Source organism: Rhizobium sp. TBD182 (assembly GCF_001950375.1).
Taxonomy (GTDB): Bacteria; Pseudomonadota; Alphaproteobacteria; order Rhizobiales; family Rhizobiaceae; genus Agrobacterium; species Agrobacterium tumefaciens.
Window position 1 is genome coordinate 95161 of the sequence record NZ_BDLN01000001.1, and the last position, 25577, is coordinate 120737.

Consider the following 25577-nt stretch of genomic DNA (forward strand, 5'->3'; position numbering starts at 1 on the left):
TCATCTGATGATTTTCGCGGGTGTTACGCCGGGCGAACGAGAACGTGCTTCTTCTTGCCAACCGAAAGCTTGATGATGCCATCGCCGGTGATCTCGGCGGAACCGATCATCTGGCGATCGTCGGATACGCCCTTGTCGTTGATCTTTACCGCGCCGCCCTGAACGTGACGGCGGGCTTCGCCATTCGAGCCGGCAAGGCCAGCGCGGACGATGAGCGACAGGACGCCGACGCCGGCATCGAGTTCGGATGCCGGAACCTCGATGGAGGGCAGGTTTTCAGCAAGCGCGCCTTCCTCGAAAGTCTTGCGCGCCGTTTCGGCTGCTTCTTCGGCAGCGGCACGGCCATGCAAAATGGCCGTGACTTCGGTTGCGAGGATTTTCTTCGCCTCGTTGATCTCAGATCCGCCAAGGGCGGCGATGCGTGCGATCTCATCCATCGGCAGCGTGGTGAAGAGCTTCGCGAACCGAACCACGTCCGCGTCTTCCGTGTTGCGCCAGTATTGCCAGAAATCATAGACCGGCAGCAGGTCCTTGTTGAGCCAGACGGCACCGGACGCGGACTTGCCCATCTTCGCACCCGAAGACGTGGTCAAAAGCGGGGAGGTCAGCGCATAGAGCTGCGGTGTCCCCATGCGGTGACCGAGGTCGATGCCGTTGATGATGTTGCCCCACTGGTCAGAGCCGCCCATTTGCAGGCGGCAGCCGGTACGCTGGTTCAGTTCCACGAAATCGTAGGCCTGGAGGATCATGTAATTGAATTCGAGGAAGGACAGCGACTGCTCGCGGTCGAGGCGCGTCTTCACGCTGTCGAAGGACAGCATGCGGTTGACCGAGAAGTGGCGGCCGACGTCGCGCAGGAATTCGAGGTAGTTGAGTCCACGCAGCCAGTCGGCATTGTTGATCATCAGCGCCGGATTTTCCGCGCGATCGTAATCGAGGTAGTTGGCGAAAACGTGCTTGAGCGAGGTGATGTTGTCCTCGATCATGTCTATTGTCATCAGCTTGCGGGCCTCCTCCTTGAAGGAGGGATCGCCAACCATGCCGGTGCCGCCGCCCATCAGCGAAATCGGCTGGTGACCGGTCTTCTGCATCCAGTGCAGCATCATGATCTGGGTGAGGTGGCCGACATGCAGGCTGGAGGCCGTCGGGTCATAGCCGATATAGGCGGTCACGGTTTCCTTGGCGAACAGTTCGTCGAGACCCGACTCGTCGGAGATCTGGTGAATGAAGCCGCGCTCATCGAGCGTACGGAGGAAATCGGACTTGAACCTGGACATAACCTTTTTCTTTCTGGTTGGACCTTTGCCGTCATTGTCTGTCAATGAACGCGGGGGGCTTTACCATTGTTTTTTGAAAAGTGCACCCGTTTCGGCCATGAATAACGGCGATTCATCTCCGCATGATTCGATATTGAAAGGGAGCAGCGCGTGGGCGAGGTCAAAACGGCAATCGGGCTGATGAGCGGGACGTCGATGGACGGCATCGATATCGCCCTGTTGCGCACGGATGGCGAAAACGTGGTCCGGCATGGGCCGAGCGGTTATTTCCCCTATGATCCGGGCCTGCGCGCCACTTGGCAGAAGGCGCTGGTTACGGCCAAAGCCATTCGCGAACGGCGCGAGCGCCCGGGTGACCTCGCGGATGCGGAACGCAAGCTGACGCTTGCCCATGCGGCGGCAGTCAAATCCTTCCTCCACCGCCACCGGCTTGAAGCCAGCGATATAGACGTGATCGGTTTTCATGGCCAGACGGTGCTGCATCGGCCGGATGAGGCGTTGACCGTGCAGATCGGCAACGGCGCGCTTCTGGCCGAGGAAACCGGTATCGATGTGGTGTACGACATGCGTGCCAACGACATGGTGCATGGCGGGCAGGGCGCACCGCTCATTCCTGCGTACCACATGGCGCTCTCCGCCAATCTGCCTGATGGCTTCGAAACGCCCGCCGTCTTCGTCAATATCGGCGGCATATCCAATCTCACCTATATCGGCGAGGGAGGGCGGCTTGCGGCTTTCGACAGCGGTCCCGGCAATATGCTGATCGACCAGTGGATCGAGGCGCATACGGGCAAAGCCTTCGACAAGGGCGGCAGGACGGCGGCGGGCGGCAGCGTCGTTGCCTCTCTAGTGACGCGCTACATGGAAAGTCCGTTCTTCTCGGCCAATATCCGCCGCTCGCTTGACCGCAGCGATTTCGTGCCGCCGCAAAAGGGCGAGGTTTCGCTGGCGGACGGCGCACGCACGCTGTCGCATCTGACGGGTACCGCGATCCTCAAATCGGCGAGCTATCTGCCGGAGGCGGCTAAGACCTATGTGATCTGCGGCGGCGGGCGGCTCAATCCTGTTATCATGGAAGAGTTTGCGAGCCTTGCTGCCAAGCAGGGTGCGCGGGTAATCGCGGCGGAAGAGGCGGGGTTCGACGGCGGGGCGATGGAGGCGGAGGCCTGGGCCTATCTGGCGGTGCGATCGCTGAAGGGGCTGCCGCTAACATATCCGGGGACGACCGGTGTGAATGAGCCGGTTACGGGTGGGGTTTTGGTCAGGGCGTAATAGACGACGGCGAGCCAAGCCCGCCGTCGATCATTGTAGGTAGATCAACAATGACCTAAGCTGCGCTCCTAAATCACCGAATGCGCTTCGCTGCCGGTTCCGGAACCAGTTCGCCATTCAGGCGGCGGTCGAGGTAGTCCTCACATTCGCTCATCAGCTCATCAACCTTGCCGTTGAAGAAGTGGTTGGCGCCGGGAAGGGTGCGGTGGGTGATGAGGATGCCCTTCTGGGTCTTCAGCTTTTCGACCAGACCGTTGACATCCTTCTCAGGCGCGACCTTGTCGGCGTCGCCATTGATGATGAGGCCGGAAGACGGGCAGGGGGCGAGGAAAGAGAAGTCGTAGGTGTTGGGCTGCGGCGCAATCGACATGAAACCTTCGATTTCCGGGCGACGCATCAGAAGCTGCATGCCGATCCAGGCGCCGAAGGAATAACCGGCGACCCAGCAGCTTTTCGAATCGGGATGCAGGCTCTGCACCCAGTCGAGAGCGGATGCGGCATCGGAAAGCTCGCCGGCGCCATGGTCAAACTCGCCCTGGCTGCGGCCGATGGAGCGGAAGTTGAACCGGAGCGTCGTGAAACCGCGCTTCTGGAAAAGATAGAAGAGCTGATAAACGATCTGGTTGTTCATCGTGCCGCCGAACTGCGGGTGCGGATGAAGGATGATCGCTATCGGCGCGCTCTTTTCCTTGGAGGGTTGATAACGGCCTTCGAGGCGACCCGCAGGGCCGTTAAAAATGACTTCGGGCATTGGTACTCCGGTCGTGTTTTTTCATTCTCCAACCGCATTCTTCCGACGAGAAGACTTGACGAACTGTGTCATCTTTTCTAGAACGCAGTTTAGAATAATTCGAAACTTTGCGTGTGCTTAAGCACTCGGACCGTGTCATAAGGCAAGCGCAACTGTAATTTCAAGAAAAATGCGTTTTGGCGCATGGAAGATTGAGCGAAGCTTTTCCGCGATGACGGTTTTGACGCGCACATATATGGACTGGAACGCCACGGCGCCGCTTTTGCCTGCCGTGCGGGATGCTCTTGTCCGCGCTCTCGATATCACGGGTAATCCGTCCTCCGTACACCGGGAAGGGCGCGCAGCCCGTGCGGCCGTCGAGGCCGCGCGTCGTGACGTTGCTGTGGTCTGCGGCGCCCAGGCGTCGCATGTGACCTTTACGAGCGGTGCGACCGAAGCGGCCAATCTGGTGCTTTCGCCTGAATTCAAGATGGGGCGCGCTCCCGTGCGCTATGGTCGTCTTTACGTTTCGGCGATCGAACACCCGGCTTTTCGTGAAGGAGGCCGGTTCGGCAAGGCTGACGTTACGGAAATTCCCGTTACGTCAACGGGTGTCATCGATCTTGCGGCCCTTGAGGCGCTGCTGTCAGCGCACGACAAGTCCACTGGTCTGCCGATGGTCGCCTGCATGCTGGTCAATAATGAGACCGGCATTCTTCAGCCGGTGGCTGAAGCGGCGCGGCTTGCACATGCAGCTGGGGGATTGATGGTCGTCGATGCCGTGCAGGCTGCCGGCCGCGTTCCGCTCGATATCAATGCATTGGAGGCCGATTTCCTTGTGATCTCGTCCCATAAGCTTGGTGGTCCGAAGGGTGCGGGGGCGCTGGTGTCCCGCGGCGAGGCGATGATGCCGAAGCCGTTGATCCATGGTGGCGGCCAGGAAAAGGGACATCGTTCCGGTACTGAAAATACCCTGTCGGTCATCGGTTTCGGTGCCGCCGCCGCTATTGCTGCGCAAAACCTCGAGACCGAAGCGACGCGTCTTGCAGCGCTGCGCGCAAGGCTGGAAGACGGCATGCGGGCAGTCGCGCCTGACGTGATCATCTACGGTGAGGATGTCGGCCGTGTCGGCAATACCACGTTTTTCACCTTGCCCGGTTTGAAGGCGGAAACGGGCCAGATTGCATTCGATATCGAAGGCATTGCGCTCTCGGCCGGTTCGGCCTGCTCTTCCGGCAAGGTGGGTGAAAGCCATGTGCTGACGGCGATGGGACGCGATCCCAAGCTTGGCGCACTCAGGATTTCGCTTGGTCATGCGACTGATGAGGCGGATATCGAGCGCGCGCTCGCAGCCTTTACGAAAATTGCCGGGCGGCGCAGGCTGACCGGTCAGGCCGCTTAAAATGCGGCAAAGAATTGCGGAATAGCAATTTTCCGCTTGCCGGGATGTGTGAAAAGCGCCATCCCGCACTTACATGGGTATAAGCTCCGCCCCGTTTATACGGGCCCGGATTATTTGCCCGAAGATGGATGAAGGCGGCTATCCGCCTTGATACGTTGACAAGCCACCGGACCTTGGCTCCGGCGAGATTGGAGAACGACATGGCAGCGGTTCAGGAAACGATCGATCAGGTTCGCCAGATCGATGTGGACCAGTATAAATACGGCTTCGAAACCGAAATTGAAGTCGACAAGGCCCCGAAGGGCCTTTCGGAAGAGGTGATCCGCTTCATCTCGGCCAAGAAGCAGGAGCCGGAATGGATGCTGGAATGGCGTCTTGAGGCTTACAAGCGCTGGCTGACGATGGAAGAGCCGACATGGGCGCGCGTCAGCTACCCCAAGATCGACTTCAACGATCTCTATTATTATGCCGCACCGAAAAGCACGCCCGGCCCGAAGTCGCTGGACGAAGTCGATCCGGAGCTGCTGAAGGTTTACGAGAAGCTGGGCATTCCGCTGAAGGAACAGGAAATCCTGGCCGGCGTGGAAAACCGTCGTGTGGCCGTGGATGCCGTGTTCGACAGCGTCTCCGTTGTCACCACCTTCAAGGCGGAACTGGCAAAGGCCGGCGTGATCTTCATGTCGATCTCCGAAGCAGTGCGCGAATATCCTGATCTGGTGAAGAAATATCTCGGTTCGGTCGTGCCGCAGACGGACAATTTCTACGCAACGCTGAACTCGGCCGTCTTTACCGATGGTTCCTTCGTGTTCGTGCCGAAAGGCGTTCGGTGCCCGATGGAGCTTTCCACCTATTTTCGCATCAACGAAAAGAACACCGGACAGTTCGAGCGCACGCTGATCATCGCTGAAGAGGGCGCCTACGTCTCCTATCTGGAAGGCTGCACCGCGCCGCAGCGCGACGAGAACCAGCTTCACGCCGCCGTGGTGGAACTGGTGGCACTCGACGATGCCGAAATCAAATATTCCACCGTCCAGAACTGGTATCCGGGCGACAAGGACGGCAAGGGCGGCATCTACAACTTCGTGACCAAGCGCGGCGATTGCCGTGGCAACCGTTCGAAGATTTCGTGGACGCAGGTTGAAACCGGCTCGGCCATCACCTGGAAATACCCGTCCTGCATTTTGCGCGGCGACGACAGCCGTGGCGAATTCTATTCGATCGCGGTTTCCAACGGCCATCAGCAGATCGACAGTGGCACCAAGATGATCCATCTCGGCAAGAACACGTCGAGCCGCATCATCGCCAAGGGCATTGCCGCCGGTTTCTCGGAAAACGTCTATCGCGGGCAGGTCTCGGCTCACCGCAAGGCGACCAACACGTGCAACTTCACGCAGTGCGACTCGCTTCTGATCGGCGACAAGTGCGGCGCGCATACCGTGCCCTATATCGAGGCGAAGAACTCGTCTGCTCATTTCGAGCATGAGGCGACCACGTCGAAGATTTCCGAAGACCAGCTGTTCTATTGCCTGCAGCGCGGCATCCCCGAGGAGTCGGCGATCGCACTGATCGTCAATGGCTTTGTGAAGGATGTTATCCAGCAGCTGCCGATGGAGTTTGCGGTTGAAGCGCAGAAGCTGATCGGCATTTCGCTGGAAGGTTCGGTCGGCTGATCGTCATACGAATACGCACTTTGAGTGCGCGGTTTCGCGCACCTTCGCTCACACTATTCTTAGGATAAAACCATGCTTGAAATCATCGACCTGCACGCAAAGATCGCCGATACCGAAACCGAGATCATCAAGGGCCTCAACCTTAAGGTTGCTGCCGGTGAAGTTGCGGCCATCATGGGCCCGAACGGTTCCGGCAAGTCGACGCTGTCCTACATCCTGTCGGGCCGCGAAGACTATGAAGTCACCTCCGGTGACATCCTCTATAACGGCGAAAGCATTCTGGAACTGGATGCCGCCGAGCGCGCTGCCAAGGGTATTTTCCTGGCCTTCCAGTATCCCGTCGAAATTCCGGGTGTTGCCACCATGCAGTTCCTCAAGGTTGCTATGAACGAGCAACGCAAGGCGCGCGGCGAGGCCGAGCTTACGACGCCGGACTTCATCCGTCGCGTCAAGGAAGCTGCCGGCGATCTGAAGATCGACATGGACATGCTGAAGCGTCCGCTGAACGCCGGTTTCTCCGGCGGTGAGAAGAAGCGCGCCGAAATCCTGCAGATGGCACTGCTGGAGCCGAAGCTCTGCGTTCTCGACGAAACCGATAGCGGCCTCGACATCGACGCGCTGAAGATTGTGGCTGATGGCGTCAATGCGCTGAAGTCGCCGGATCGCGCCACTGTCGTCATCACCCACTACCAGCGCCTGCTCGATTACATCGTGCCTGATAGCGTTCACGTTCTCTACAAGGGCAAGATCATCCGTTCGGGCGACAAGGCCCTGGCGCTGGAGCTGGAAAACAATGGTTACGCCGACATCATCGGTGAAGCGGCCTAAGCCAGAGGCCAGGAGGTGATGTCCATGAACATTCAAACGACCAATCGGCTGACGCCAGCGGAAACCGCGCTGATCGACGCCTATACCGCCAAGTTCAGCGAATTGCCGGGCAATGGTGCGGTTGTCGCCGCCCGTGACGTGCTGTTCGACGATCTGAAGACCGGCGGTCTTCCGACCCGCCGCATCGAGGCGTGGCACTATACCGATCTCAAGAGCCTGTTGCGTGCCATTCCCGAGGACCAGCCCGCACCTGTTATCGAAAAGCAGGCGTCTGTTGTCGCCGGCTCGTCCGTCGCCTACGTGCTGCATGGCACGGCCAATGTCGGCAAGATCGACGATATCAGCGTTTCCAGCTTTGCCGAGAGCCTGCTTGACGGCTCGGCCGCCACAGGCCTTGCGGAAGCCAGCAAGGACGACGTGATCGGTCGTATCAACGGCAGCTTCGTGCGCGACGGCCTGACGCTCGACATTCCCGCCGATGCCGAGATCGAAAAGCCGATCGAATTGCAGGCGATCCATGGCGCAGGTCAGGTTCACAGCCGCTTCCCGGTGCGCTTCGGCAAGGGTTCGAAGGCGACCGTCATCGAGCGTCACCTTTCGGTGACTTCGGATGCCGCCCTGGTTTCCTCCGTCACCGACATCGTTGTCGAAGACGGTGCGGAAGTGACCTGGATCATCCTGCAGCAACAGGGCGCGGCCGATATTCATCTTGGCCAGCTGCGTATGAAAATCGGTGCGGACGCCAAGATTCGTCTGTTCGTCATCAATGCCGGCGGCAAGCTGGTGCGGCAGGAACTGCGCATCGACGTGGACGGCGAGGGTACTGACCTCATCGTTCGCGGCGTCAACCTGTTGGGCGGCGAAACCCATACCGACGTGACGATGGTTCTTGGCCACAACGTGCCGAACACGACCTCGACGGAAGTGTTCCGCAACGTGGTCTTCGACCGTGCAAAGGGCATTTTCCAGGGCATGATCCGGGTTGCCCCCGATGCCCAGAAGACCGATGCGAAGATGGCGTGTAATACGCTGCTGATGTCTGACGATGGCGAGTTCTCGGCAAAGCCGGAGCTTGAAATCTTCGCCGACGACGTTCAGTGCGGTCACGGTGCGACGGTTGCCGATATTGACGACAACCATCTCTATTATCTGATGGCGCGCGGCGTGCCGCGGGCAAAGGCGCGGGCGATGCTCGTCAACGCCTTTGTCGCTGAGATCGCCGAGGAACTGGAAGAAGAAAATCTGGTAGAGGCGCTGGAGACTATCATCTCCGGCTGGCTGGAACATCATGCCTGAGAGCGAACGCGCCGCATTGGCGGCCCCTTATGACGTTGAAGCCGTGCGGAAGGATTTCCCGATCCTGTCGCGCGAGGTCTATGGCAAGCCGCTGGTCTATCTCGACAACGGCGCGTCCGCTCAAAAACCGCAGGTGGTGATCGACGCCGTTTCGCATGCTTATTCCAATGAATACGCGAATGTGCATCGTGGCCTGCATTTCCTCTCCAATGCCGCAACTGACGCCTATGAGGCGGCGCGCGAAAAGGTGCGCCGTTTCCTGAATGCCGGTTCGGTGGACGAGATCGTCTTCACCAAATCCTCCACCGAGGCGATCAATACGGTTGCTTACGGTTACGGCATGCCAAAGATCGGCGAGGGCGACGAGATCGTCATCTCGATCATGGAACATCACTCCAACATCGTGCCGTGGCATTTCATTCGCGAGCGGCAGGGCGCCAAGCTCGTCTGGGTGCCTGTCGATGATGACGGCGCGTTCCATATCGAGGCTTTCGAAAAAAGCCTGACGGAGCGCACCAAGCTCGTTGCCATCACCCATATGTCGAATGCGCTGGGCACCATCGTGCCGGTCAAGGAAATCTGCCGCATCGCCCATGAGCGCGGCATTCCGGTGCTTGTCGATGGCTCTCAGGGCGCGGTTCACATGCCGGTCGACGTGCGCGATATTGATTGCGACTGGTACGTCATGACCGGCCACAAGCTTTACGGTCCCTCGGGCATCGGCGTGCTCTACGGCAAGGCTGACCGCCTGAGCGAGATGCGGCCGTTCCAGGGCGGCGGCGAGATGATCCTCGACGTGTCCGAAGACAATGTGACCTATAACGAGCCGCCGCATCGTTTCGAAGCGGGAACGCCGCCCATCGTGCAGGCTATCGGTCTTGGCTATGCGCTTGATTACATGGACAATCTCGGCCGCGCCGCAATTGCAGCCCACGAGGCTGATCTTGCGGCTTATGCTGCCGAGCGGCTGCGCGAGGTCAACTCACTGCGAATCATCGGCAATGCGCCTGATAAGGGCGGTATCTTCTCCTTCGAACTCGAGGGCATCCATGCCCATGACGTGTCGATGGTGATAGACCGGCGCGGTGTTGCCGTGCGTGCCGGCACCCATTGTGCCATGCCGCTCTTGAAACGGTTCGGCGTCACCTCCACATGCCGGGCATCGTTCGGCCTTTACAATACCCGCGCCGAAGTAGATCGTCTTGTCGAGGCGCTTGATTATGCGCGCAAATTTTTCGCCTGATATCAGGATTGAGGTTCAGGACCATGACTGCCGAAGCCACTGCAAAGACCCATGATGTGACCGAAGACGCTGCAAAGCCGTCTTCCATTGCGCCCGACGAACTGGCGCGTCTTAGCGACGACGTGATCGCGGCGCTGAAAACCGTGTACGATCCGGAAATTCCGGCCGATATTTTCGAACTCGGTCTCGTTTACAAGATCGACATCGAGGACGACCGGATGGTCAAGATCGTCATGACGCTGACAGCACCGGGCTGCCCGGTGGCCGGCGAAATGCCGGGCTGGGTGGAAAATGCCGTCGGCGCTGTCGAAGGTGTTTCCGGTGTCGAAGTGTCGATGACCTTCGATCCGCCGTGGACGCCGGACCGTATGTCGGAAGAGGCTCAGGTCGCCGTCGGCTGGTATTGAGACTGACGTGATTTTGACAGGCGTCATCCCTTGATGGCGCCTTCAAGCGCTATTAAATTGAAATCCATAAACATCGAGCCTTGAACTCGATTGTCGAAGGAGAATTAAGCCCATGGGCTTTGCGATCATGACCATGACCGGCGCTGCTGCCTCGCGCGTTAAAGCAATCGTCGAGAATTCCGGCCCGGACGCCAAGGGTGTGCGCGTCGGCATCAAGAAGGGCGGCTGCGCGGGCATGGAATATACCATCGACCTCGTGACGGAAGCGGATGCGAAGGACGATCTGGTCGAATTCGATGGAGCCAAGGTGTGGGTTCAGCCCTCCGCCGTGCTCTATCTGCTCGGCACCCAGATGGATTTTGAAGTGACCAAGATGCGCTCCGGCTTCACCTTCAACAACCCGAACCAGACGTCCGCTTGCGGCTGCGGTGAGTCGGTGGAACTGAAGCCTGCCGATCTGGCGGCGCTGGCGAAGCAGCGCGAGGCTGAAGCCAGCGTTTGATTGGCTGCGCCATTTTTCCGATCAGCGGGATGTTTGCTGTTTCAGCGTATCGATAAAATCCGCCAGCGGATGAATCGATGGCGTCGTTGTCAAAAGCGGCTCGAGAGCTGCTGCAATCTTCCCGCAATCCTCCTCGGCAAGTGGTCGAAGGCTGGAGCTGACTTTGTTGTAGTCGGGCGTTCCGCGTGACGCGAGGGAGCGATTGATCACAAACAGTTCCGTTTGCCCGTCAATTCGTTCCACGAAGAGCGCAAGCGAACCGCCGTCTGCGGCAGCGGCGCTATCCGATACCGATTTGAACATCGAAACTCTCCGTAAATCATGAACCTTTTCCGTTGAGGCCGTTGCAGCCTCGACGGCTCGTCTCACTCGTGCCGCAGCGCCTCGATCGGGCTCAAACTCGCTGCCCGCCGCGCCGGGAAATAGCCGAAAATCACGCCGATGGCAGCCGAGAAGGCGAAGGCGAGGAAGATGATCGACGGGCTGGTGACGAAGGGCACGTTGAGGAAGCTGACGACGCCGTAGGCAAGGCCAAGGCCCGTTAATATGCCGACGGTGCCGCCCAGGGCAGAGAGCATGACGGCTTCCACCAGAAACTGCGTCAGTACCTGTTTTTCCAGTGCACCGATGGCGAGGCGAATGCCGATCTCGCGGGTGCGCTCGGTTACCGAAACCAGCATGATGTTCATGATGCCGATGCCGCCGACCAGCAGGCTGACGGCTGCAACCGCACCCAGGAGCCCGGTGAGCAGCGTCGTCGTGCCGGTCATGGCCGAGGCGATCTGCGTCATGTCGTTGACGGTGAAATCATCCTCGCGGCCAATGTTGATGCGCCGCCGCTCGCGCAGCAGGTTCTGCAGGTCGCTTTGCACCTTGGCGGTGGAAACGCCGTCCTGCGCGGAGACCATGATCGAGGAAATGGTGGTGGTGCCGCCGATGCGCCGCTGGTGGATTTTGAGCGGCATGATGATCGTGTCATCCTGATCGTCGCCGAGGCCGGATTGGCCTTTTCGGGCGAGAACACCGATGACGGGGCAGGAGATGTTGCTGACGCGGATCGTCTGGCCGACAGGGTTTTCAGCGCCAAATAGTTCCTGCCGCACCGTTTCGCCGATGATGCAGCCTATCTGCCCTCCGCGATCTTCGGCCGGCTGGAAGTCACGGCCCAGCGCAAGCGTCCAGTCCTGTGCCACAAGATAATCATTGGTGGTGCCGATGACGCTTGTCTGGTGGTTCTTGCCGCCGAAAATGACCGTTGCGGCGGAGCTGCGGTTTTGCGGAGCAACGGCGCGCAGGCCGCTGATCTGGTTGCGGATCGCCTCAACATCGCGATCATCGAAACGTTTGGCTTCCGTGCTGGCGCGGCCGGGCCCGAACTGGCCGGGGCGCACGAACAGCATGTTGGTGCCGAGCCGCGACAATTCCGATTTCACCTGTTCGGTCGTGCCGTTGCCGATGGTTACCATGGCGATCACGGCGGCAACACCGATGACGACGCCGAGCACGGTGAGGAAGGAGCGGAGCAGGTTGCGGCTGATGGCGCGCAGCGCAAGACGCGACGTTTCAAAGAACATCGGAAGTCTCCTTGTTTTCCGCTGCGCTGTCGGAGGCGAGATGGCCGTCCACGAAACGCAGGAGGCGTCCCGCATGGGCAGCGATATCCTCTTCATGCGTGACCATGACGACCGTAATGCCCTTGTCGCGGTTGAGCGTGGTGATCAGCTCCATGATCTCGGCGCTGGTTTTGGTGTCGAGGTTGCCTGTGGGTTCGTCGGCGAGAAGCAGAGCGGGGCGGGTGACGATGGCCCGTGCAATGGCCACACGCTGCTGCTGACCGCCGGAAAGCTCCTGCGTCGTGTGGTGCTCGCGGCCCTTCAGACCCACCTGTGCCAGCGCCTCCATGGCGCGCGCGCGCCGTTCCGAGGCTTTCATGCCCCGGTACACGAGCGGCAGCTCGACATTTTCCACCGCCGAGGTTCGCGACAGGAGGTTGAAGCCCTGAAACACGAAACCCAGCATGTGGCGGCGCAGCAGCGTCAGATGTTCATTGTCGAAACCGCTGGTCGGCACGCCCTGAAACAGATATTCGCCCGATGTCGGCACATCCAGGCAGCCGATGATGTTCATCGAGGTGGATTTGCCGGAGCCGGATGGCCCCATGATGGCGACGAATTCCTTCTCGTGGATCGACAGGCTGACGCCGTCAAGCGCGCGGATCGTCGCTTCGCCCCGGCCATATTGCTTGACGACATCGCGGAATTCTATGAGCGGCGGCTGTTGCATGCGGTTTTCCTCCGTCAGCCGGCGTTGCGGGCTGAGGCGTCGGTAATCACCAGGTCGTCGGCCTTCAACTCGCCCGATTTTACCACGGTATGCTGGCCATCGGTGGAGCCGGTTTCGATCGAAACCGAGACGGGTGTGTTGTTACGCAGCACCCACACCGTTCTTTTGCCTGTCGCGGCCGGACCGGCATCGCGGTTCTGCGACCGGCCCATGCGGGGAGGGCGGAACAGGCTCATCAAGCCACCGCCACGGGAGGCGGATTCGCGCGGCGGCGTATATCGGAGCGCGGAATTCGGCACCAGCAGCGTATTCTTGATCTCCTCAACGACGATATTGGCGGTTGCCGTCATGCCGGGGCGCAGCAGCAATTCCTCATTGTCCACCGTCAATATGCCCTTGTAGGTCACTACGTTAGACACGGTCTCGGAGGCGAAACGCACGGTTTCTATTTCAGCCGGGAAGCTACGGTCGGGATAGGCATCGACGTTGAAGGTGGCCTTCTGCCCGGTTTCAACCTTGCCGACATCCGCCTCATCCACCGACACCTGCAATTCCATATGGCGCAGATCGCCAGCAATGGTGAACAGCACGGGAGCGTTGAGCGAGGAGGCGACGGTGGCGCCGGGATCGACACTGCGGGTGAGGATGACACCATCGATGGGCGAGACGATCTTCGCCTTGCCGAGATTGACCTCGGCCAGTCGCAAATCCGCTTCCGCCGAAAGCACGGTCGCCTCGTTGACCTGTAGCGTGGCGCTGGCGGCATCGTGGTTGAACTGCGCGGCATCCAGATCCTGCTGGCTGGAGACCCGGCTCTGGACGAGGGACCGCAGACGCTCCATCGATGTTTTTGCCGAACCGAGATCGGCGCGCGCCTTCAGCACATTGGCCTTGGCGGAGGCAAGCTTGGCGCGGGCGCTCTGCACGTCGGCCTCCAGCTTGTTGGTGTCCAGTTCCGCCAGAATATCGCCTGATTTGACCGGGCTGTTATAGGTAACGTTGACCTTGCGAATGGTGCCGGACAATTCGCTCGATATGTCGACCTGATCGGTCGGCTGGACTGAGCCGGTGGAGGTTACGATGACGGAAAGGTCGCCCTGTCTCGCCGCTTCCGTGGTGTAGGTATAGGCGACGCCTGCGGCACGCGACTGGTAATAATAACCAAGGCCCCCGCCGATCAGCACCACGGCTGCTGCGGCATAGAGATAGCGGCGCGACTTCTTCTTTCTACCTGACCTGCTGGTACCCAGAATGTCCCGCAGATCGGGCTGGCTGTTTTCCGTGTCGCGGCCATTGGTGTTGGCGTCATTCATCTTCGTCACCCGCAAAATTCAAAATACCACAGAGGATTGTTTCCAACCCCTGTTTCCGGTCCGTCTGTCGCTGTTTGTATTCCTCTGATTGTGGGAAGTGACATAGCTTGCCCAAAGGGGGAAGTGAAAACTTGGTAATATTTATGATAGCTCTGGTCTGCTAGAGATAAATCCGAAAAGGCCGATGTCATTGATGTGGCGCCGGTTTCAGCAGCGACATGCAGGACGATGATATAATGAACGACAATGTGGTGAAGTTCCGCAAACCGGTGCCCCCGAAAAAGCCGCGCCAGCCGCTTGGGCCAAAATCGAAAAAAGCCCTGACGATCGCCGCCATCATCGCTTTTTTCGCCGCCGCCTGGGGGTATTTTACGCTGTTCGGGCAGGGGTGACGCTCTGAACGCCGTATTGGGTATAGACGCCGCATGGACTGTTACCCAGCCAAGCGGGGTCGCCTTGGTCATCAACGATGGAACAGGCTGGACGCTGCGTGCCGCCGCATCTTCCTACGTTGGCTTCCTTGCCTGTGGAACCGATATCCCGGTTCTCGCTGATCGCCCCAGGGGATCAGTTGCCGAAGCATCGGCGCTTCTGGCGGCCGCAGAAGCCCTTACGGGATGCAAGATCGATCTCGTTACGATTGATATGCCGCTCTCGCATCAACCGATTACTGCCCGCCGTGCTTCGGACAATCTGGTGTCTTCCGCCTATGGTTCCCGGCAATGCGGCACCCACACCCCAAATGCAATCAGGCCCGGCAAGGTCAGTGATGACCTCAAAATGGGGTTTGAACTTGCGGGATATCCGTTATTAACCAGGGAAATCAGCAGTCCCGGTCTGCTCGAAGTCTACCCGCACCCTGCGCTTGTTGAACTGACCAACGCCGCGAAACGGCTTCCGTATAAGCAGGGAAAAGTCGGCAGCTACTGGCGGTCGGATACGTCCGCAGACCGTCGCGCCAAACTCCTCGAGGTCTGGTCGTTCATCATCGCACATCTGGATCGACGGATAGGTGGGGTTGCCGATGCACTCATCATCCCTGCGACGAACGCAAAGGGATGGGAGATGAAGGTTTTTGAGGACAAGATGGATGCCGTCGTGTGCGCCTGGGTCGGGATTTGTGCTTTGGAGAGTGAGGCAGTGCCGTATGGCGACGACATTTCCGCGATCTGGATCCCGAAAGCGGCAGTTTAGATGGAGATGGCGACCCCTGCAGGATTCGAACCTGCGACATTCGACTTAGAAGGTCGACGCTCTATCCAGCTGAGCTAAGGGGCCGTCGTGCCGGACTATTGTTGCTCCGGCTGAAAATCGTTCAGTGCGTCTTCTTCAATGCGTCCAGGGCTGGGTGCGGTTGAAGCGGAAATTATCCGTGTAGGATACAACCTTGCGGGTTGCTTCCTTTGGCTGGATGACGCGGTATTCGATGCCCTTGCGCTGCGCATAGGCTTCGGCCTGTTCCTGCGTCTCGAATGTCAGCTTTACCTGCTGCTTCATGTCGGATGTCGAGGTGTATCCCATGATCGGATCGATCTTGCGCGGGACCTCAGCGTCGAATTCCAGAACCCAGACATTGGTTTTCGCCTTGCCGGATTGCATGGCGGTCTTTGCAGGGCGGTAAATCTTCGCAGACATGTCGAAACTGCTCCGGTTGGGCGGTGGGGCATGCGCCCCGGATTACTATTCACGTACCTGAATAGAATAACCAAATCGTGTCAGGAACGCTGAATTTGAAATGGACCGACTCCATGTGAGAGTCAAGACGATTATCCCTTGCGACCTCTTCACGGTCCCACCGCGTTGCATGAGTTTTCAATAATCGAGACAATGGGCTCAACAAAGATGAATTTCCCTGTTGCGGACTGCGGGTGAACCGTGTATTCCCCAGCCATCGCCTCGGCGGAGTGTAGCGCAGTCTGGTAGCGCATCTGGTTTGGGACCAGAGGGTCGGGAGTTCGAATCTCTCCACTCCGACCATTTAAAGCGAAACATTCGCTTGTAGGTATAACCCCTTCAAATAATAGCTTCCGTTCAGTCCGCTGAAGGTCCGGCCAATGTGCTTTCGGCCGTGCCGATCGTCATGACATTGCCGCGCCATGCAACCGCGCTGCCGATCCAGCTGCGTACCCAGACGAATGGCATGATGACATCCCGCGCGACCATTGCCGGAAGGGTATAGAGGGATACCGGCCACCGGTTGAGAGCTGCGAGCGCCAGTTCCGGGCCGTACATGACGGCGAGTATGGCAATCGCGGTGACGGCAAGGTTCACATCCGCGGCAACGGCGGCAGCGAGCGCGAAGAGGAGCGGGGGAAGCGCGCCGGTGAGGATTTCCGGGGCGAAATATTGCGGGAAGGTGACGCGCCGCAGCCGCGCCCAGCGGGTCTGCCGCGACCAGATCTCACCGGCATGGCGCTGTCCGAGCGGCTGCTCGAATGGGGCCGACACCAGATGTACCTTGCGACCGGCATTTCTGACCAGCTTCGTGGAAGCGGCATCTTCGGCGATTTCGGCGGCGAGCGCGCGGATGCCGCCGCGCTCTTCCAGGAACGGCTTGTTCCACAACATCGATTTGCCCTGCGCGAAGCCCATGCCGATGGCTTCCGCCGCATATTGCCAGCGGCCTTGCGAGCCGTTGAGGAAGGCGCATTCCACATGTGCCCAGAAGCCATCCGGCCGGGAGCCGAGCGGTGGCGAGCAGACCAGTCCGCTATCCGGCCGCCAGGCCGACATCATGGTTTCGATATAGGATTGCGGCATCAAGACATTGGAATCGGCCAGAATGACCCATTCGTGCCGGGCAGCACGCCAGCCCTTGACGCAATTGTTGAGTTTGGGATTGGCGCTGATGCGATCATCGCCGATGAGCAATTGCGCTGAAACTGCGGGGAAGGCCGCGCTTGCCTTGCGCACTTCCTCGATCACGGGATCGAACTCGTCGGCGACGCAGAACAGCAGCTCATAGTCCGGCCAGTTGAGCTGGAAGGCGCGCGACAGCGTCAGCGGCGTGAAAGTTTCGATGCCGCGCAGCGGCACCACCAGCGATACCGGCGGTTTCTGCCGGACAAGTGCGTTGTCCGTATCGCGTCTTTTCAGCCGCCAGCCTGCCAGAACGACGCCGAGAAGATTGAAGGCGAGGAGCAGAATTGCGCAAAGGGCAAAAACAGTTTCCATGTTGGCCAGTTCCACTCCCAAGCTTTCAGCGGTTTACCCGCCAACCGATTCCATGGAATTCGTCATTGCGGATTATAACGTTTGCATGACAGTTACATGTCATGTTCCGCAGGCAGGATCCGACTTCGGTCGTTCATGCACCTCTGGCGCACGGGTCGATGCCGCGTTTGTTACCGAGAAAGCGTGAACGGTTTTTGCAGGCTACCTGTTCGCTAGGGGAGACGGTTGTTTGCCTGGTTGAATGCCATAACGACGAAGCGGGCGTGTCGCGCTATCAGGAATAGTCACGTCGAAACAGCGATTGTAAGAACGAAATCTATCCGAGTATTCACTGCCGGTGCATGAGGAAAATTGAGACGGTGTATCTCACAGCAACCTCCCGATCCCTGTGCGCCCGGCCATTTGAATAGGACGAAGTTCAGGCTTCAATCAAACGGGCGATCCACGCAGGTGGATTGCCCGTTGTTTTGACCCCTGGAGCCATGTTGATGAACGCAGATCGACTTGTCGCCCATCCGGTTGTCATCACCGTAAGTGACTGATATTTAGTCGAAAATATTCACAAAGCCTTCCGCGTGACGAGCTAGTGGATGTTCAGAATATGCGCGTGGCTGCTTGCGACCAGAAACGATTCCCGCGCTTTTTCGATGTCGCATTTTCCGGCGATAGCATCGAGACAGTTCCTGCGTGCGTCCTCATATTCCGGTCCGTGTTCGTCCGGCCAGCGGTACATCAGCATGTCCAGCGCCACCAAAGGGCTGTAGATTTCCACCGCTGCGGATAGCGGCAGGTGGATCGCCACCGGCTTCATCCACGAGGCGTGGTGACACGGCTCCGTTTTGTTAATCAGCATGTCATTCTCCTCCCTGTTTCATGCGCCTTGACGGCAGATTTCACTCCCATGCGCGAAATGCTCACCTCACGAAATGGTTCCCGATCACCTAAAATGTGATCGGGCAGGGGGTTCCAATTTGCCAAGATGAATGGAAGATGAACGAATTGATGAACCGGAGATGAACAAAACCGTGATTCGGGCGTTGTAATAGCCAAGAAGGAGAACGCACATGTTCAATTTGTCAGGCATTCAGGAAAGCTTCTTTGGAGACCGCATGGCGGGTGTGTGCGAGGCCATCACCTCTGCACTGGCTTTCGAAAACGGTCTCGAGAAGTCGCGGATTTCCGCAACCGTCGAAAATGACGTTATCTATCTTGAAGGGACGGCGGATTCGGTCGAGGCAATCGACATTGCCATCAATCTTGCCGCATCTATTTCCAATTGCCGGATTTTGAGCCATATCGAGCCGGTCTACTGAGATCTTGCCGGCCGGGCGAAACATCGTCCGGCCTTTTCAGACGCAGTAACGCGGCAATGTCATTTCCGGTTGCCGATTTGTGCACTGCGAACCACATCGCCCGGTTTGATGCCGTAGCGTTTGGCAGTGCCGCCATTCAGTTCAAGCACGAATTTGACCGACCCACGGGAGCTGATGATCGCTTCTGAGTGTGGCACGGCGTTCTCGTGGATATGGGTTATGCGCCCGTCCCGGGCGATGAACAGCATGTCGAGCGGAATGAGAGTATTCCTCATCCACATGGCTACATCCCGCTCCTTGCCGAAATCGAACAGCATACCGCTTCCAAGTGGCATGGACTTGCGAAACATAAGGCCCTGTTCGCGCTGTGCGTTGTCCAGCGCCAGTTCCGCAACAAATTCGTGGGTTTCTCCGGAGGCGGTCTCTATCGTCAGTGGTTCGGATTGAAACGTCTGCTGTTGTTGAGCCTGTGCTGCGCTTGAGAGCGTGAAAAAAAGAAGCGCCAGAACGGCGCTCTTCATCAAGTGGCGAAACACAGCGGCCATCAGTGCGACATCCCGATCGGGGCCGGGTTGTCGGGGTGGATTTCCGCCGCCATCAAACCCTTGTCGCCATCGCCGAAGCGCACCAGCACCACCTGGCCCGGACGCAGTTCCGTGAGGCCGAAACGGCGCAGCGTCTCCATATGCACGAAAATATCTTCAGTGCCTTCGCCGCGCGTCAAGAAGCCGAAACCCTTGGTGCGGTTGAACCACTTGACGATTGCACGCTCAAGCCCGCTTGACGGCGTAACCTGCACATGGGTGCGCACCGGCGGCAGCTGCGACGGGTGAACGGCGGTGGACTGATCCATCGACAGGATGCGGAAGGCCTGAAAGCCGCGGTCACGCCGCTGGATGAGGGCAACGATGCGCGTACCCTCGAGAATGGTCTGATACCCATCGCGGCGCAGGCAGGAGACATGCAGCAGCACGTCCTGCATGCCGTTGTCAGGCACGATAAAGCCGAAACCCTTGGCAACGTCGAACCATTTCACCGCGCCGGTGATTTCGGTCAGGTCCACGGCATCGGCCGAAAGGTCCTCGACATCGACTATCGTTTTCGATGACATCCTATCAGCCATATCCTGCCAACCCCTCGATTACGCGCCACACACCGGTCAACTGATTCCTGTGTACCAGATTAACATCTTGGTAACGGTTCCACGCAAGCCCTAGTTTTTGATTTGCGTGGCTGCTTTTATGTCGCCGTCCTTGTCCGGGGCTTGCGATCATGCGTTTATGGCCCGGAAAAGCGTATTGGAGAGGAAGAAAATGCGGTATCTGCACACGATGGTTCGCGTCAAAGACCTTGGCGAATCAATGAAATTCTATTGCGACCTGATGGGTCTCGAGGAAATACGCCGGATCGAAAACGAAAAAGGCCGTTTCACTCTGGTTTTTCTTGCAGCGCGCGACGATATCTCTGCGGCGCGGGAAAAAAAGGCGCCTTCCCTTGAACTCACCTACAATTGGGACACCGAAGATTACACCGGCGGCCGCAATTTCGGGCACCTGGCCTATGAGGTCGACAATATTTACGACTTCTGTGCCCACCTTCAGCAAAATGGCGTCGTGATCAACCGGCCGCCGCGTGACGGTCACATGGCCTTCGTTCGTTCGCCCGACGGTATTTCTTTCGAAATCTTGCAGAAGGGCGAAAGCCTCGCGCCAGCCGAACCGTGGATATCTATGCAGAATACGGGTTCCTGGTAGGGGTTTTCCCGACCAGAAGCGACGATTTCGGTCACTCTTGCCTTGTCCGGATGGGTTGAGGCATAGTCCGCGAATCGAAACGGCATGTCCTGTTTTGAAAAAGCAGACGATTCCGTTCCCGTGCTGCTGTTGTAAATGCAAGATACGGAGGCCACCCATGAAAGCTGTCGATAGCGCGAAAGGACGCGTTGCCTGTCAGCGTCTTGTTGTCGCGGTTTCGTTGCTCGGGCTTGCCGGATGCGTTTCAGCGGTGACGGATGACGACATGGCTGCCAACAGCAAAAAGCCGGCAGTTTCCGCCGAGCAGAAGGCGCTGGCCGCATCGGCGGTTCATAATCCGGCCGCCAAACAGCAGCAGGGGCATTACGTGGATCCCGCCGTGGCCTCCGCAACCGGCGGGGCCGTTGCGGCCCAGCCGCAGGCGCCCGGTGGCCCCGCACAGGGTTACGGTGCCGCCGCCGATATCGGCGGCCTGACGACGCAGCCGACGGCGATTTCCGCGGGTACATCAAGCATATATTCAAGCAGACCTGCCGTTGCGGCGGGGGCTACAGCCGCAGCGGGTGCACCTTCCCAGGGTATCGCGCCCGCCGTCAGCAGTGTCTACTCGGCACCAGTGCAGGCGACACAGCCGCAACCGGTATCAGCAACGGGACAAGTGCCGACTGCCGTGCCGGTACCGGCAGAACAGCACAGCGAAAACCGTCAGGCGGTTCCCGTACCAACGCCGCAAAATGCGTCGGAACAGCTCGCAGTTGCTTCAGCGCAGTCTTCTGGAGCCGGGAAACGGGCAGGCGAGGGGCAGGAAAGTGAGGGCACAGTCGTGCCGCTGGCAGCTTTTTTCGCCGGTGCGGCCAAGAAGCGCCTTCCGAAAATGATCGAAAACGGTACGGCGGAGAATACGCAGGTTGCGGCGCTCTCCGGCGGGTCGGACAGGACGATGGGTATAGCGCTTTCCGGCCGTTCGGCGATGTCTGACGAATTCGACGATGCGCATCTTGAAGACGAGGATGACCAGCCGGCCGGCCTGATGAAGCTTGCCTCGCTTTCCGGCCTCACCCGAGTTTCTCCGAACGGGCTTTTCCTGCAGACCGATCATGTTGAAGTCGGTTGTTTCAAGCCGGAACTGGTGCGCATGATCAAGGATGTCGAGCGCCACTACAACAGCCCGGCCATCGTCACCTCGGGTTATCGCCCGCCAAAGGGCATAAGGCAGGGTTCCAAGCACTACACCTGCGATGCAGCCGACATCCAGATCAAGGGTGTTTCCAAATGGGAGCTTGCGTCCTATCTGCGCTCGATGCCGCAGCGTGGTGGTGTAGGCACCTATTGCCACACCGAATCGGTCCACATGGATACGGGCGAAGCCAGAGACTGGAACTGGCGCTGCCGCCGCACCGCCCCGCGTAAATAATCTCGCGCCGCATTCTCGAACCATCAAAGCTTGCGCGTTGCTCGCCCGAAATTCTGCCGGCGTGGAAATCACGGCATGCAGACAGGGTGCGCCACATGCTGTAGGAGACGGTTTCCCGACCCTATGCGCATGGTGCTTTCCGAATGCTGTCGATATCCGCTTTTCCCGTTTACATCATCTCCATCGCCAGAGCGCGCGCCCGTCTTGAAAAGATGCTGAACGGAGCATCAGGTCTTGGGCTGGATTTGCGCCCGGTGGAAGGTGTTGACGGTAAGACCATTCCCGCTGCCGAATGGACGGATTTTAACAGGCGCGGCTTTGAGCTTCGCAACGGTCGTCATGCCTTGCATGGGGAGTATGGCTGTTATGCCAGCCATATCAAGGCACTGGAGATTTTCCTCGCCACGGATGCGCCGGTGGCCGTGATCGTTGAGGATGATGTTGCCTTCACGCCTGATTTCTCCGATCGGGTCAAGGCAATGGTCGCGATCATGCCTGAGAATTCCATCGTAAAGCTGACCAATCACCGCCACAGAGGTTTCAGAGCCAGGAAGACCAGCGCTCTCGGAGACAAGCTGGGGCGCTGCATATACGGGCCACAGGGATCGTCGGCCTGCTATATCATCTCACGCGGTGGAGCGGAGGAGTTTCTGAAAGCGGCAAGGGTGATGACGCTGCCTTTCGACCGGGCGCTGGAATGCGGCTGGGGTTACGGCACGCATGTCTACGTCACCGAAAAGGATTTTCTGCCTTTCGGCGATCCGGACACGCTGGTCGGCACGCGCGCGGAATATCGCGGCAGCAAATTTGCCCGGTTGAACCGGGTGCCAGCCTATCTCTCCAGTTTTTATGACAATATTGCGCGGTATGTGTACGCCTATCTGTAGAGGGAGGCCGCTTAACGCACGAAATCTTCCCTCTGGACCGCTTTGCGGCCCGTGAGGCTTTCTCTTTGGATGCTGAAGAAAATCGGCTTGGTGGAGTCCGTTCCATTTTCGTGCGGATGGATCGTTGAGCCTCCCGGCTCCCACCAGTTCGGGTGTTTCTGGATCAGAGACCAGGCGTAGATCCGCTCGCTTTGCCATTGCTCGTTATCTTCAAGCTCCTGATAGAGGCCATGGAGAATTACGCTTGTCCATGTGCTGGTGTTTTTGACCTCATCGACCTGAAGGCAAACATGAGGGTTCAGGCGCATATTCTCTATCTTGGCTCCCATCATCGAGAAGCTGTAGACTCCACCCTCGTGAAACACGAAATGGATCGGCACCACATAGGGCCTGTCATGATCGATACAGGCAAGATGCCCGAAGCTCATCCGGGAAAGGAATGCGATGCATTCCGCCGATGTCATTTCTTCCAGATGGACACTTGACGCCATGATGATCACTCCGTTCTGGGCAGGTGACAACGATCATCTGATCGCGCCGCCTTCATTTTCCCATCTCTCGACAGCCGGGCTTCCGGATTTTTGGGTAGACTGAAATATGTCCCGGTTCTTATGGTGAGGAGCCGACGCAGCCGGGATTGGTTTACGCCTGCCGGAACCACGTCGAATGGCGGCGATCAGAACTCGCCTGCACGCGTCGAGTTTCGACGAACCGCATAACGTTGCAGCACCTCTTTCAAGCCTGTCGATCGCCTTGACGAGCAGGGGCCCACGATCTGGATCGACATTTCGTTTTCGATTGATGGAAGACACTTCGTCCTCCTTTGGTTGGGGCCAAGGCAGATGCACCTTTACACAACAGCGCCCGCTTCAAATGCTGCCATTGATTTATTCTGCGCTCTATATGAGGGATGCGCAAGCACATAGCTTGTCTGGAAACCATCCATGAAGTGCTGCAGCTGCTACTGTACGACCGGCACACAAAGCGCGTTCCGTTGCGCATGGAATCGGCGCGCGGGCGCGATTTTCCGTATTTTGACGTAAATTTTCTAGCCTGTTTGTTTCAGCACGAGTTTTGTCAAAAGGTCGATCTGCTGCTGCTGTTTATCGACGAGGGCTTTCAGCTCGATAGAGCGCATCCGATCGAACTTATCGTGCAGCGCCATGATTTCGATCTCTGCCTTCAGATTGACCTCGTAGTCATGTGCGGCGTCGATTCGATCCTTGGCCGCATGGCGGTTCTGGCTCATCATGATCACCGGCGCCTGAACCGCTGCGAGCATGGATAAGATGAGATTGAGGAAAATGAACGGGTAGGGATCGAAGGCGTTCGAAGCCGCGATAATGTTTGCGCTCAGCCATATCGCAAGTAAAGCCGCAAATATAAGGATAAAGGTCCAGGAACCACCGAATTTGGCAACCGCATCCGCAAGCCGCTGGCCGGGCGTCAGTCTCTCGTCGAAAACCGCATTCGCGTCCGCCGAGATGGTGCGCCTTGCTGCAAGACGACGAAATATTGCTTTTTCCCTGTCCGGCAGCAGCTCAAGCGGTTTCCCCAGATAACGGCTCGCTCCCTCCGCCAGGTCCTGAGGTATGAGCATGTCACTGTCGTCTTCGATATGGGTTGCCATTGCTCTTTCTCCCTTGGCTCGCGCCAATCCGACGACCGCCTCCGGACCGAAGGTCGCCCCTACACGGATCAGGTATTAGCACACGCCATCGTACCATGCTTTGCATTGAGCGGCCTTATCGGCAGGTTCGCGAGCCAGGGGACGGCGTGTCGGGGAGGGCGGCGATTTGCGTTCTTCTGGGAGGCAGTTTCAGGGACGAGGTCTGTCGGGACGCAACTTCAAGTCACGCGGCGCAAGCGCATATCGTTACCGCCAGCGAACATATCGATGGGCATTATGCGTCTTAACTTATTGATATCTTTGATGAAGGTGGTGAGAGCGCAGGGATTCGAACCCTGGACCTACTGATTAAAAGTCAGTTGCTCTACCGGCTGAGCTACGCTCTCCCGTGTCGGGGCTGGGATGCCCTTCGGAAGTGCGCGGAACATAGGTAGAGCGATCCGTTCGGTCAACCCAAAAAAAGCGCTTTCTACAATCAATCCGGTTTTTTTTGTCGCACCCCCGAAAAGGTGATTGGAGAGAGGGGGCGGCTGGGGATAAAAGCGGCGTCAGACATGTCTGGCAAACGGGTGAAATCGTTTTGCGGCAATGGCATGCGCCAAAATGAGAGCGTGAAACGCGGCGAATCTCGGGAATCGCGACGTGCCTTGCTGATCTTTTTGCGCGTGACGTTATCCCAAAACCGATTCCCGCTTTTGGGAGACATGCGTCAATGCGGAGTTCTTTCTTGTCGATTGCCGATATTTCCCTGTTCAGCGCGCTTCTGGCCGGTGCCCTGTCATTTCTGTCGCCCTGCGTCCTGCCGCTGGTGCCGCCTTACCTCTGCTATATGGCCGGTGTTTCGGTGGAGCAGTTCAGGACGGAGAATACCGCGCCGCGGCCCGAAATCCGCAGGGCCGTGCTGTTTTCGGCTTTCTTCTTCACGCTCGGTTTTGCCACGGTCTTCGTGGCGCTGGGTGCCGGTGCTTCGACGATCGGCACGCTGTTGCGCCAGAACCTCGATATTCTCGCCAAGATTGGCGGTTTCATCATCATCCTGATGGGCCTTAACTTTCTCGGTGTTTTCCGCATTGGCCTGTTTTCGCGTGAGGCGCGGTTTCATGGGGCGGGCAAACCGGCCACGCTTTCCGGCGCCTATGTCATGGGCCTCGCCTTTGCCTTCGGCTGGACGCCCTGCATCGG

The 25577-nt window shown here is 58.5% G+C and carries 28 protein-coding genes and 3 tRNA genes; 16 read left to right on the forward strand and 15 right to left on the reverse strand.

Annotated elements, in window-relative coordinates:
- Window positions 1-23: 23 nt before the first annotated feature.
- Window positions 24-1277, reverse strand: coding sequence for a tyrosine--tRNA ligase (gene tyrS / locus T18_RS00530; protein WP_003515978.1), 1254 nt, complete (start codon window positions 1275-1277; stop codon window positions 24-26).
- A 150-nt stretch (window positions 1278-1427) separates the two neighbouring features.
- Between tyrS and T18_RS00535 the strand changes: the two genes are divergently transcribed.
- Window positions 1428-2549, forward strand: a complete 1122-nt coding sequence (locus T18_RS00535; RefSeq protein ID WP_038491363.1) for an anhydro-N-acetylmuramic acid kinase — start codon at window positions 1428-1430, stop codon at window positions 2547-2549.
- Window positions 2550-2622: 73 nt separating this feature from the next.
- On the opposite strand, the gene T18_RS00540 is transcribed toward T18_RS00535, so the two are convergent.
- A complete protein-coding gene (locus T18_RS00540; RefSeq protein ID WP_003507952.1) occupies window positions 2623-3300 on the reverse strand; it encodes an alpha/beta hydrolase in 678 nt (225 codons plus the stop codon).
- A gap of 211 nt (window positions 3301-3511) precedes the next feature.
- Between T18_RS00540 and T18_RS00545 the strand changes: the two genes are divergently transcribed.
- The 7 genes from T18_RS00545 (at window position 3512) to sufA (ending at window position 10627) form a co-directional block, all read left to right on the forward strand.
- Window positions 3512-4681 carry a cysteine desulfurase family protein gene (locus tag T18_RS00545; RefSeq protein ID WP_038492859.1) on the forward strand — a complete coding sequence of 390 codons (1170 nt, stop codon included), beginning with the start codon at window positions 3512-3514 and terminating at the stop codon, window positions 4679-4681.
- Between the two features lie 200 nt (window positions 4682-4881).
- On the forward strand, window positions 4882-6351 hold the full coding sequence (sufB, locus tag T18_RS00550; protein ID WP_038491360.1) for a Fe-S cluster assembly protein SufB: 1470 nt from the start codon (window positions 4882-4884) through the stop codon (window positions 6349-6351).
- 72 nt (window positions 6352-6423) lie between these two features.
- Entirely contained in the window at window positions 6424-7179 is a 756-nt protein-coding gene (sufC, locus tag T18_RS00555; RefSeq protein ID WP_038491357.1) for a Fe-S cluster assembly ATPase SufC, read from the forward strand.
- A 24-nt stretch (window positions 7180-7203) separates the two neighbouring features.
- Complete coding sequence (gene sufD / locus T18_RS00560; protein WP_038491355.1) at window positions 7204-8475, forward strand: Fe-S cluster assembly protein SufD; 1272 nt, start codon at window positions 7204-7206, stop codon at window positions 8473-8475.
- Window positions 8468-9718 (forward strand): cysteine desulfurase, encoded by a 1251-nt coding sequence (locus T18_RS00565; protein WP_003515973.1) that lies wholly within the window; start codon window positions 8468-8470, stop codon window positions 9716-9718. Before sufD ends, T18_RS00565 begins: the two co-directional genes overlap by 8 nt.
- 23 nt (window positions 9719-9741) lie before the next feature.
- Entirely contained in the window at window positions 9742-10125 is a 384-nt protein-coding gene (locus T18_RS00570; protein WP_003515972.1) for an SUF system Fe-S cluster assembly protein, read from the forward strand.
- A gap of 112 nt (window positions 10126-10237) precedes the next feature.
- The gene (gene sufA, locus T18_RS00575; RefSeq protein WP_003515971.1) at window positions 10238-10627 is read left to right on the forward strand and encodes a Fe-S cluster assembly scaffold SufA; all 390 of its coding nucleotides are present in this window, start codon (window positions 10238-10240) and stop codon (window positions 10625-10627) included.
- 21 nt (window positions 10628-10648) lie between these two features.
- On the opposite strand, the gene T18_RS00580 is transcribed toward sufA, so the two are convergent.
- The 4 genes from T18_RS00580 to T18_RS00595 form a co-directional block, all read right to left on the reverse strand.
- Window positions 10649-10930 carry a hypothetical protein gene (locus T18_RS00580; protein ID WP_019567106.1) on the reverse strand — a complete coding sequence of 94 codons (282 nt, stop codon included), beginning with the start codon at window positions 10928-10930 and terminating at the stop codon, window positions 10649-10651.
- A gap of 62 nt (window positions 10931-10992) precedes the next feature.
- Entirely contained in the window at window positions 10993-12201 is a 1209-nt protein-coding gene (locus T18_RS00585; protein WP_003515968.1) for an ABC transporter permease, read from the reverse strand.
- Window positions 12191-12910, reverse strand: coding sequence for an ABC transporter ATP-binding protein (locus tag T18_RS00590; RefSeq protein WP_038491350.1), 720 nt, complete (start codon window positions 12908-12910; stop codon window positions 12191-12193). Before T18_RS00590 ends, T18_RS00585 begins: the two co-directional genes overlap by 11 nt.
- A gap of 14 nt (window positions 12911-12924) precedes the next feature.
- Window positions 12925-14223, reverse strand: a complete 1299-nt coding sequence (locus T18_RS00595) for an efflux RND transporter periplasmic adaptor subunit (protein ID WP_013636371.1) — start codon at window positions 14221-14223, stop codon at window positions 12925-12927.
- Between the two features lie 236 nt (window positions 14224-14459).
- Here T18_RS00595 and T18_RS00600 point away from each other — a divergent pair, with 236 nt between their 5' ends.
- Together T18_RS00600 and T18_RS00605 are read left to right on the forward strand one after the other, a co-directional pair.
- Window positions 14460-14615, forward strand: coding sequence for a hypothetical protein (locus tag T18_RS00600; protein WP_013636370.1), 156 nt, complete (start codon window positions 14460-14462; stop codon window positions 14613-14615).
- 64 nt (window positions 14616-14679) lie between these two features.
- A complete protein-coding gene (locus T18_RS00605) occupies window positions 14680-15417 on the forward strand; it encodes a DUF429 domain-containing protein (protein ID WP_038491347.1) in 738 nt (245 codons plus the stop codon).
- Between the two features lie 7 nt (window positions 15418-15424).
- Here the strand turns inward: T18_RS00605 and T18_RS00610 are convergent.
- A tRNA-Arg gene (locus tag T18_RS00610) sits at window positions 15425-15501 on the reverse strand.
- 51 nt (window positions 15502-15552) lie between these two features.
- A complete protein-coding gene (locus T18_RS00615) occupies window positions 15553-15858 on the reverse strand; it encodes an ETC complex I subunit (RefSeq protein WP_003495468.1) in 306 nt (101 codons plus the stop codon).
- A gap of 265 nt (window positions 15859-16123) precedes the next feature.
- Between T18_RS00615 and T18_RS00620 the strand changes: the two genes are divergently transcribed.
- Window positions 16124-16200: transfer RNA gene (locus tag T18_RS00620), tRNA-Pro, on the forward strand.
- Between the two features lie 54 nt (window positions 16201-16254).
- On the opposite strand, the gene T18_RS00625 is transcribed toward T18_RS00620, so the two are convergent.
- Both T18_RS00625 and T18_RS00635 read right to left on the reverse strand, forming a co-directional pair.
- Entirely contained in the window at window positions 16255-17397 is a 1143-nt protein-coding gene (locus tag T18_RS00625; protein WP_038492856.1) for a ceramide glucosyltransferase, read from the reverse strand.
- Between the two features lie 583 nt (window positions 17398-17980).
- Entirely contained in the window at window positions 17981-18250 is a 270-nt protein-coding gene (locus tag T18_RS00635) for a DUF982 domain-containing protein (RefSeq protein WP_003515956.1), read from the reverse strand.
- Between the two features lie 211 nt (window positions 18251-18461).
- On the opposite strand from T18_RS00635, the gene T18_RS00640 reads away from it, so the two are divergent.
- Window positions 18462-18710 (forward strand): BON domain-containing protein, encoded by a 249-nt coding sequence (locus T18_RS00640; RefSeq protein ID WP_003515953.1) that lies wholly within the window; start codon window positions 18462-18464, stop codon window positions 18708-18710.
- A 59-nt stretch (window positions 18711-18769) separates the two neighbouring features.
- Here the strand turns inward: T18_RS00640 and T18_RS00645 are convergent, their stop codons facing one another.
- Window positions 18770-19255 carry a DUF192 domain-containing protein gene (locus tag T18_RS00645; RefSeq protein WP_038491344.1) on the reverse strand — a complete coding sequence of 162 codons (486 nt, stop codon included), beginning with the start codon at window positions 19253-19255 and terminating at the stop codon, window positions 18770-18772.
- Window positions 19255-19833 (reverse strand): cold-shock protein, encoded by a 579-nt coding sequence (locus tag T18_RS00650; protein WP_013636345.1) that lies wholly within the window; start codon window positions 19831-19833, stop codon window positions 19255-19257. The genes T18_RS00645 and T18_RS00650 overlap by 1 nt, the downstream gene beginning before the upstream one ends.
- Window positions 19834-20023: 190 nt before the next feature.
- Between T18_RS00650 and T18_RS00655 the strand changes: the two genes are divergently transcribed.
- The 3 genes from T18_RS00655 (at window position 20024) to T18_RS00665 (ending at window position 22765) form a co-directional block, all read left to right on the forward strand.
- Complete coding sequence (locus T18_RS00655; protein ID WP_003515949.1) at window positions 20024-20464, forward strand: VOC family protein; 441 nt, start codon at window positions 20024-20026, stop codon at window positions 20462-20464.
- Window positions 20465-20621: 157 nt separating this feature from the next.
- Window positions 20622-21878, forward strand: a complete 1257-nt coding sequence (locus tag T18_RS00660; protein WP_038491341.1) for a YcbK family protein — start codon at window positions 20622-20624, stop codon at window positions 21876-21878.
- A 143-nt stretch (window positions 21879-22021) separates the two neighbouring features.
- Window positions 22022-22765, forward strand: coding sequence for a glycosyltransferase family 25 protein (locus T18_RS00665; RefSeq protein WP_038491338.1), 744 nt, complete (start codon window positions 22022-22024; stop codon window positions 22763-22765).
- 11 nt (window positions 22766-22776) lie between these two features.
- Here T18_RS00665 and T18_RS00670 read toward each other — a convergent pair whose 3' ends face one another.
- The 3 genes from T18_RS00670 to T18_RS00680 form a co-directional block, all read right to left on the reverse strand.
- Complete coding sequence (locus T18_RS00670; protein WP_236760932.1) at window positions 22777-23286, reverse strand: pyridoxamine 5'-phosphate oxidase family protein; 510 nt, start codon at window positions 23284-23286, stop codon at window positions 22777-22779.
- 527 nt (window positions 23287-23813) lie between these two features.
- A complete protein-coding gene (locus tag T18_RS00675) occupies window positions 23814-24395 on the reverse strand; it encodes a DUF1003 domain-containing protein (protein WP_003515941.1) in 582 nt (193 codons plus the stop codon).
- 310 nt (window positions 24396-24705) lie between these two features.
- A tRNA-Lys gene (locus tag T18_RS00680) sits at window positions 24706-24781 on the reverse strand.
- 341 nt (window positions 24782-25122) lie between these two features.
- On the opposite strand from T18_RS00680, the gene T18_RS27370 reads away from it, so the two are divergent.
- Window positions 25123-25577, forward strand: a 455-nt coding sequence (locus tag T18_RS27370) for a cytochrome c biogenesis CcdA family protein (protein ID WP_323455208.1), incomplete at its 3' end; no start/stop codon positions are given.

Coding starts and splice junctions, on each gene's coding strand:
- T18_RS00640 (WP_003515953.1), top strand. CDS start 18,462: ATGTTCAATTTGTCAGGCATTCAGGAAAGCTTCTTTGGAGACCGCATG.
- T18_RS00545 (WP_038492859.1), top strand. CDS start 3,512: ATGACGGTTTTGACGCGCACATATATGGACTGGAACGCCACGGCGCCG.
- T18_RS00660 (WP_038491341.1), top strand. CDS start 20,622: ATGAAAGCTGTCGATAGCGCGAAAGGACGCGTTGCCTGTCAGCGTCTT.
- T18_RS00675 (WP_003515941.1), bottom strand. CDS start 24,395: ATGGCAACCCATATCGAAGACGACAGTGACATGCTCATACCTCAGGAC.
- T18_RS00585 (WP_003515968.1), bottom strand. CDS start 12,201: ATGTTCTTTGAAACGTCGCGTCTTGCGCTGCGCGCCATCAGCCGCAAC.
- T18_RS00650 (WP_013636345.1), bottom strand. CDS start 19,833: ATGGCTGATAGGATGTCATCGAAAACGATAGTCGATGTCGAGGACCTT.
- T18_RS00635 (WP_003515956.1), bottom strand. CDS start 18,250: ATGCTGATTAACAAAACGGAGCCGTGTCACCACGCCTCGTGGATGAAG.
- T18_RS00570 (WP_003515972.1), top strand. CDS start 9,742: ATGACTGCCGAAGCCACTGCAAAGACCCATGATGTGACCGAAGACGCT.
- sufB (WP_038491360.1), top strand. CDS start 4,882: ATGGCAGCGGTTCAGGAAACGATCGATCAGGTTCGCCAGATCGATGTG.
- T18_RS00665 (WP_038491338.1), top strand. CDS start 22,022: ATGCTGTCGATATCCGCTTTTCCCGTTTACATCATCTCCATCGCCAGA.
- tyrS (WP_003515978.1), bottom strand. CDS start 1,277: ATGTCCAGGTTCAAGTCCGATTTCCTCCGTACGCTCGATGAGCGCGGC.
- sufD (WP_038491355.1), top strand. CDS start 7,204: ATGAACATTCAAACGACCAATCGGCTGACGCCAGCGGAAACCGCGCTG.
- T18_RS00645 (WP_038491344.1), bottom strand. CDS start 19,255: ATGGCCGCTGTGTTTCGCCACTTGATGAAGAGCGCCGTTCTGGCGCTT.
- T18_RS00625 (WP_038492856.1), bottom strand. CDS start 17,397: ATGGAAACTGTTTTTGCCCTTTGCGCAATTCTGCTCCTCGCCTTCAAT.
- T18_RS00600 (WP_013636370.1), top strand. CDS start 14,460: ATGAACGACAATGTGGTGAAGTTCCGCAAACCGGTGCCCCCGAAAAAG.
- T18_RS00540 (WP_003507952.1), bottom strand. CDS start 3,300: ATGCCCGAAGTCATTTTTAACGGCCCTGCGGGTCGCCTCGAAGGCCGT.
- T18_RS00590 (WP_038491350.1), bottom strand. CDS start 12,910: ATGCAACAGCCGCCGCTCATAGAATTCCGCGATGTCGTCAAGCAATAT.
- T18_RS00565 (WP_003515973.1), top strand. CDS start 8,468: ATGCCTGAGAGCGAACGCGCCGCATTGGCGGCCCCTTATGACGTTGAA.
- sufC (WP_038491357.1), top strand. CDS start 6,424: ATGCTTGAAATCATCGACCTGCACGCAAAGATCGCCGATACCGAAACC.
- T18_RS00655 (WP_003515949.1), top strand. CDS start 20,024: ATGCGGTATCTGCACACGATGGTTCGCGTCAAAGACCTTGGCGAATCA.
- T18_RS00615 (WP_003495468.1), bottom strand. CDS start 15,858: ATGTCTGCGAAGATTTACCGCCCTGCAAAGACCGCCATGCAATCCGGC.
- sufA (WP_003515971.1), top strand. CDS start 10,238: ATGGGCTTTGCGATCATGACCATGACCGGCGCTGCTGCCTCGCGCGTT.
- T18_RS00580 (WP_019567106.1), bottom strand. CDS start 10,930: ATGTTCAAATCGGTATCGGATAGCGCCGCTGCCGCAGACGGCGGTTCG.
- T18_RS00595 (WP_013636371.1), bottom strand. CDS start 14,223: ATGAATGACGCCAACACCAATGGCCGCGACACGGAAAACAGCCAGCCC.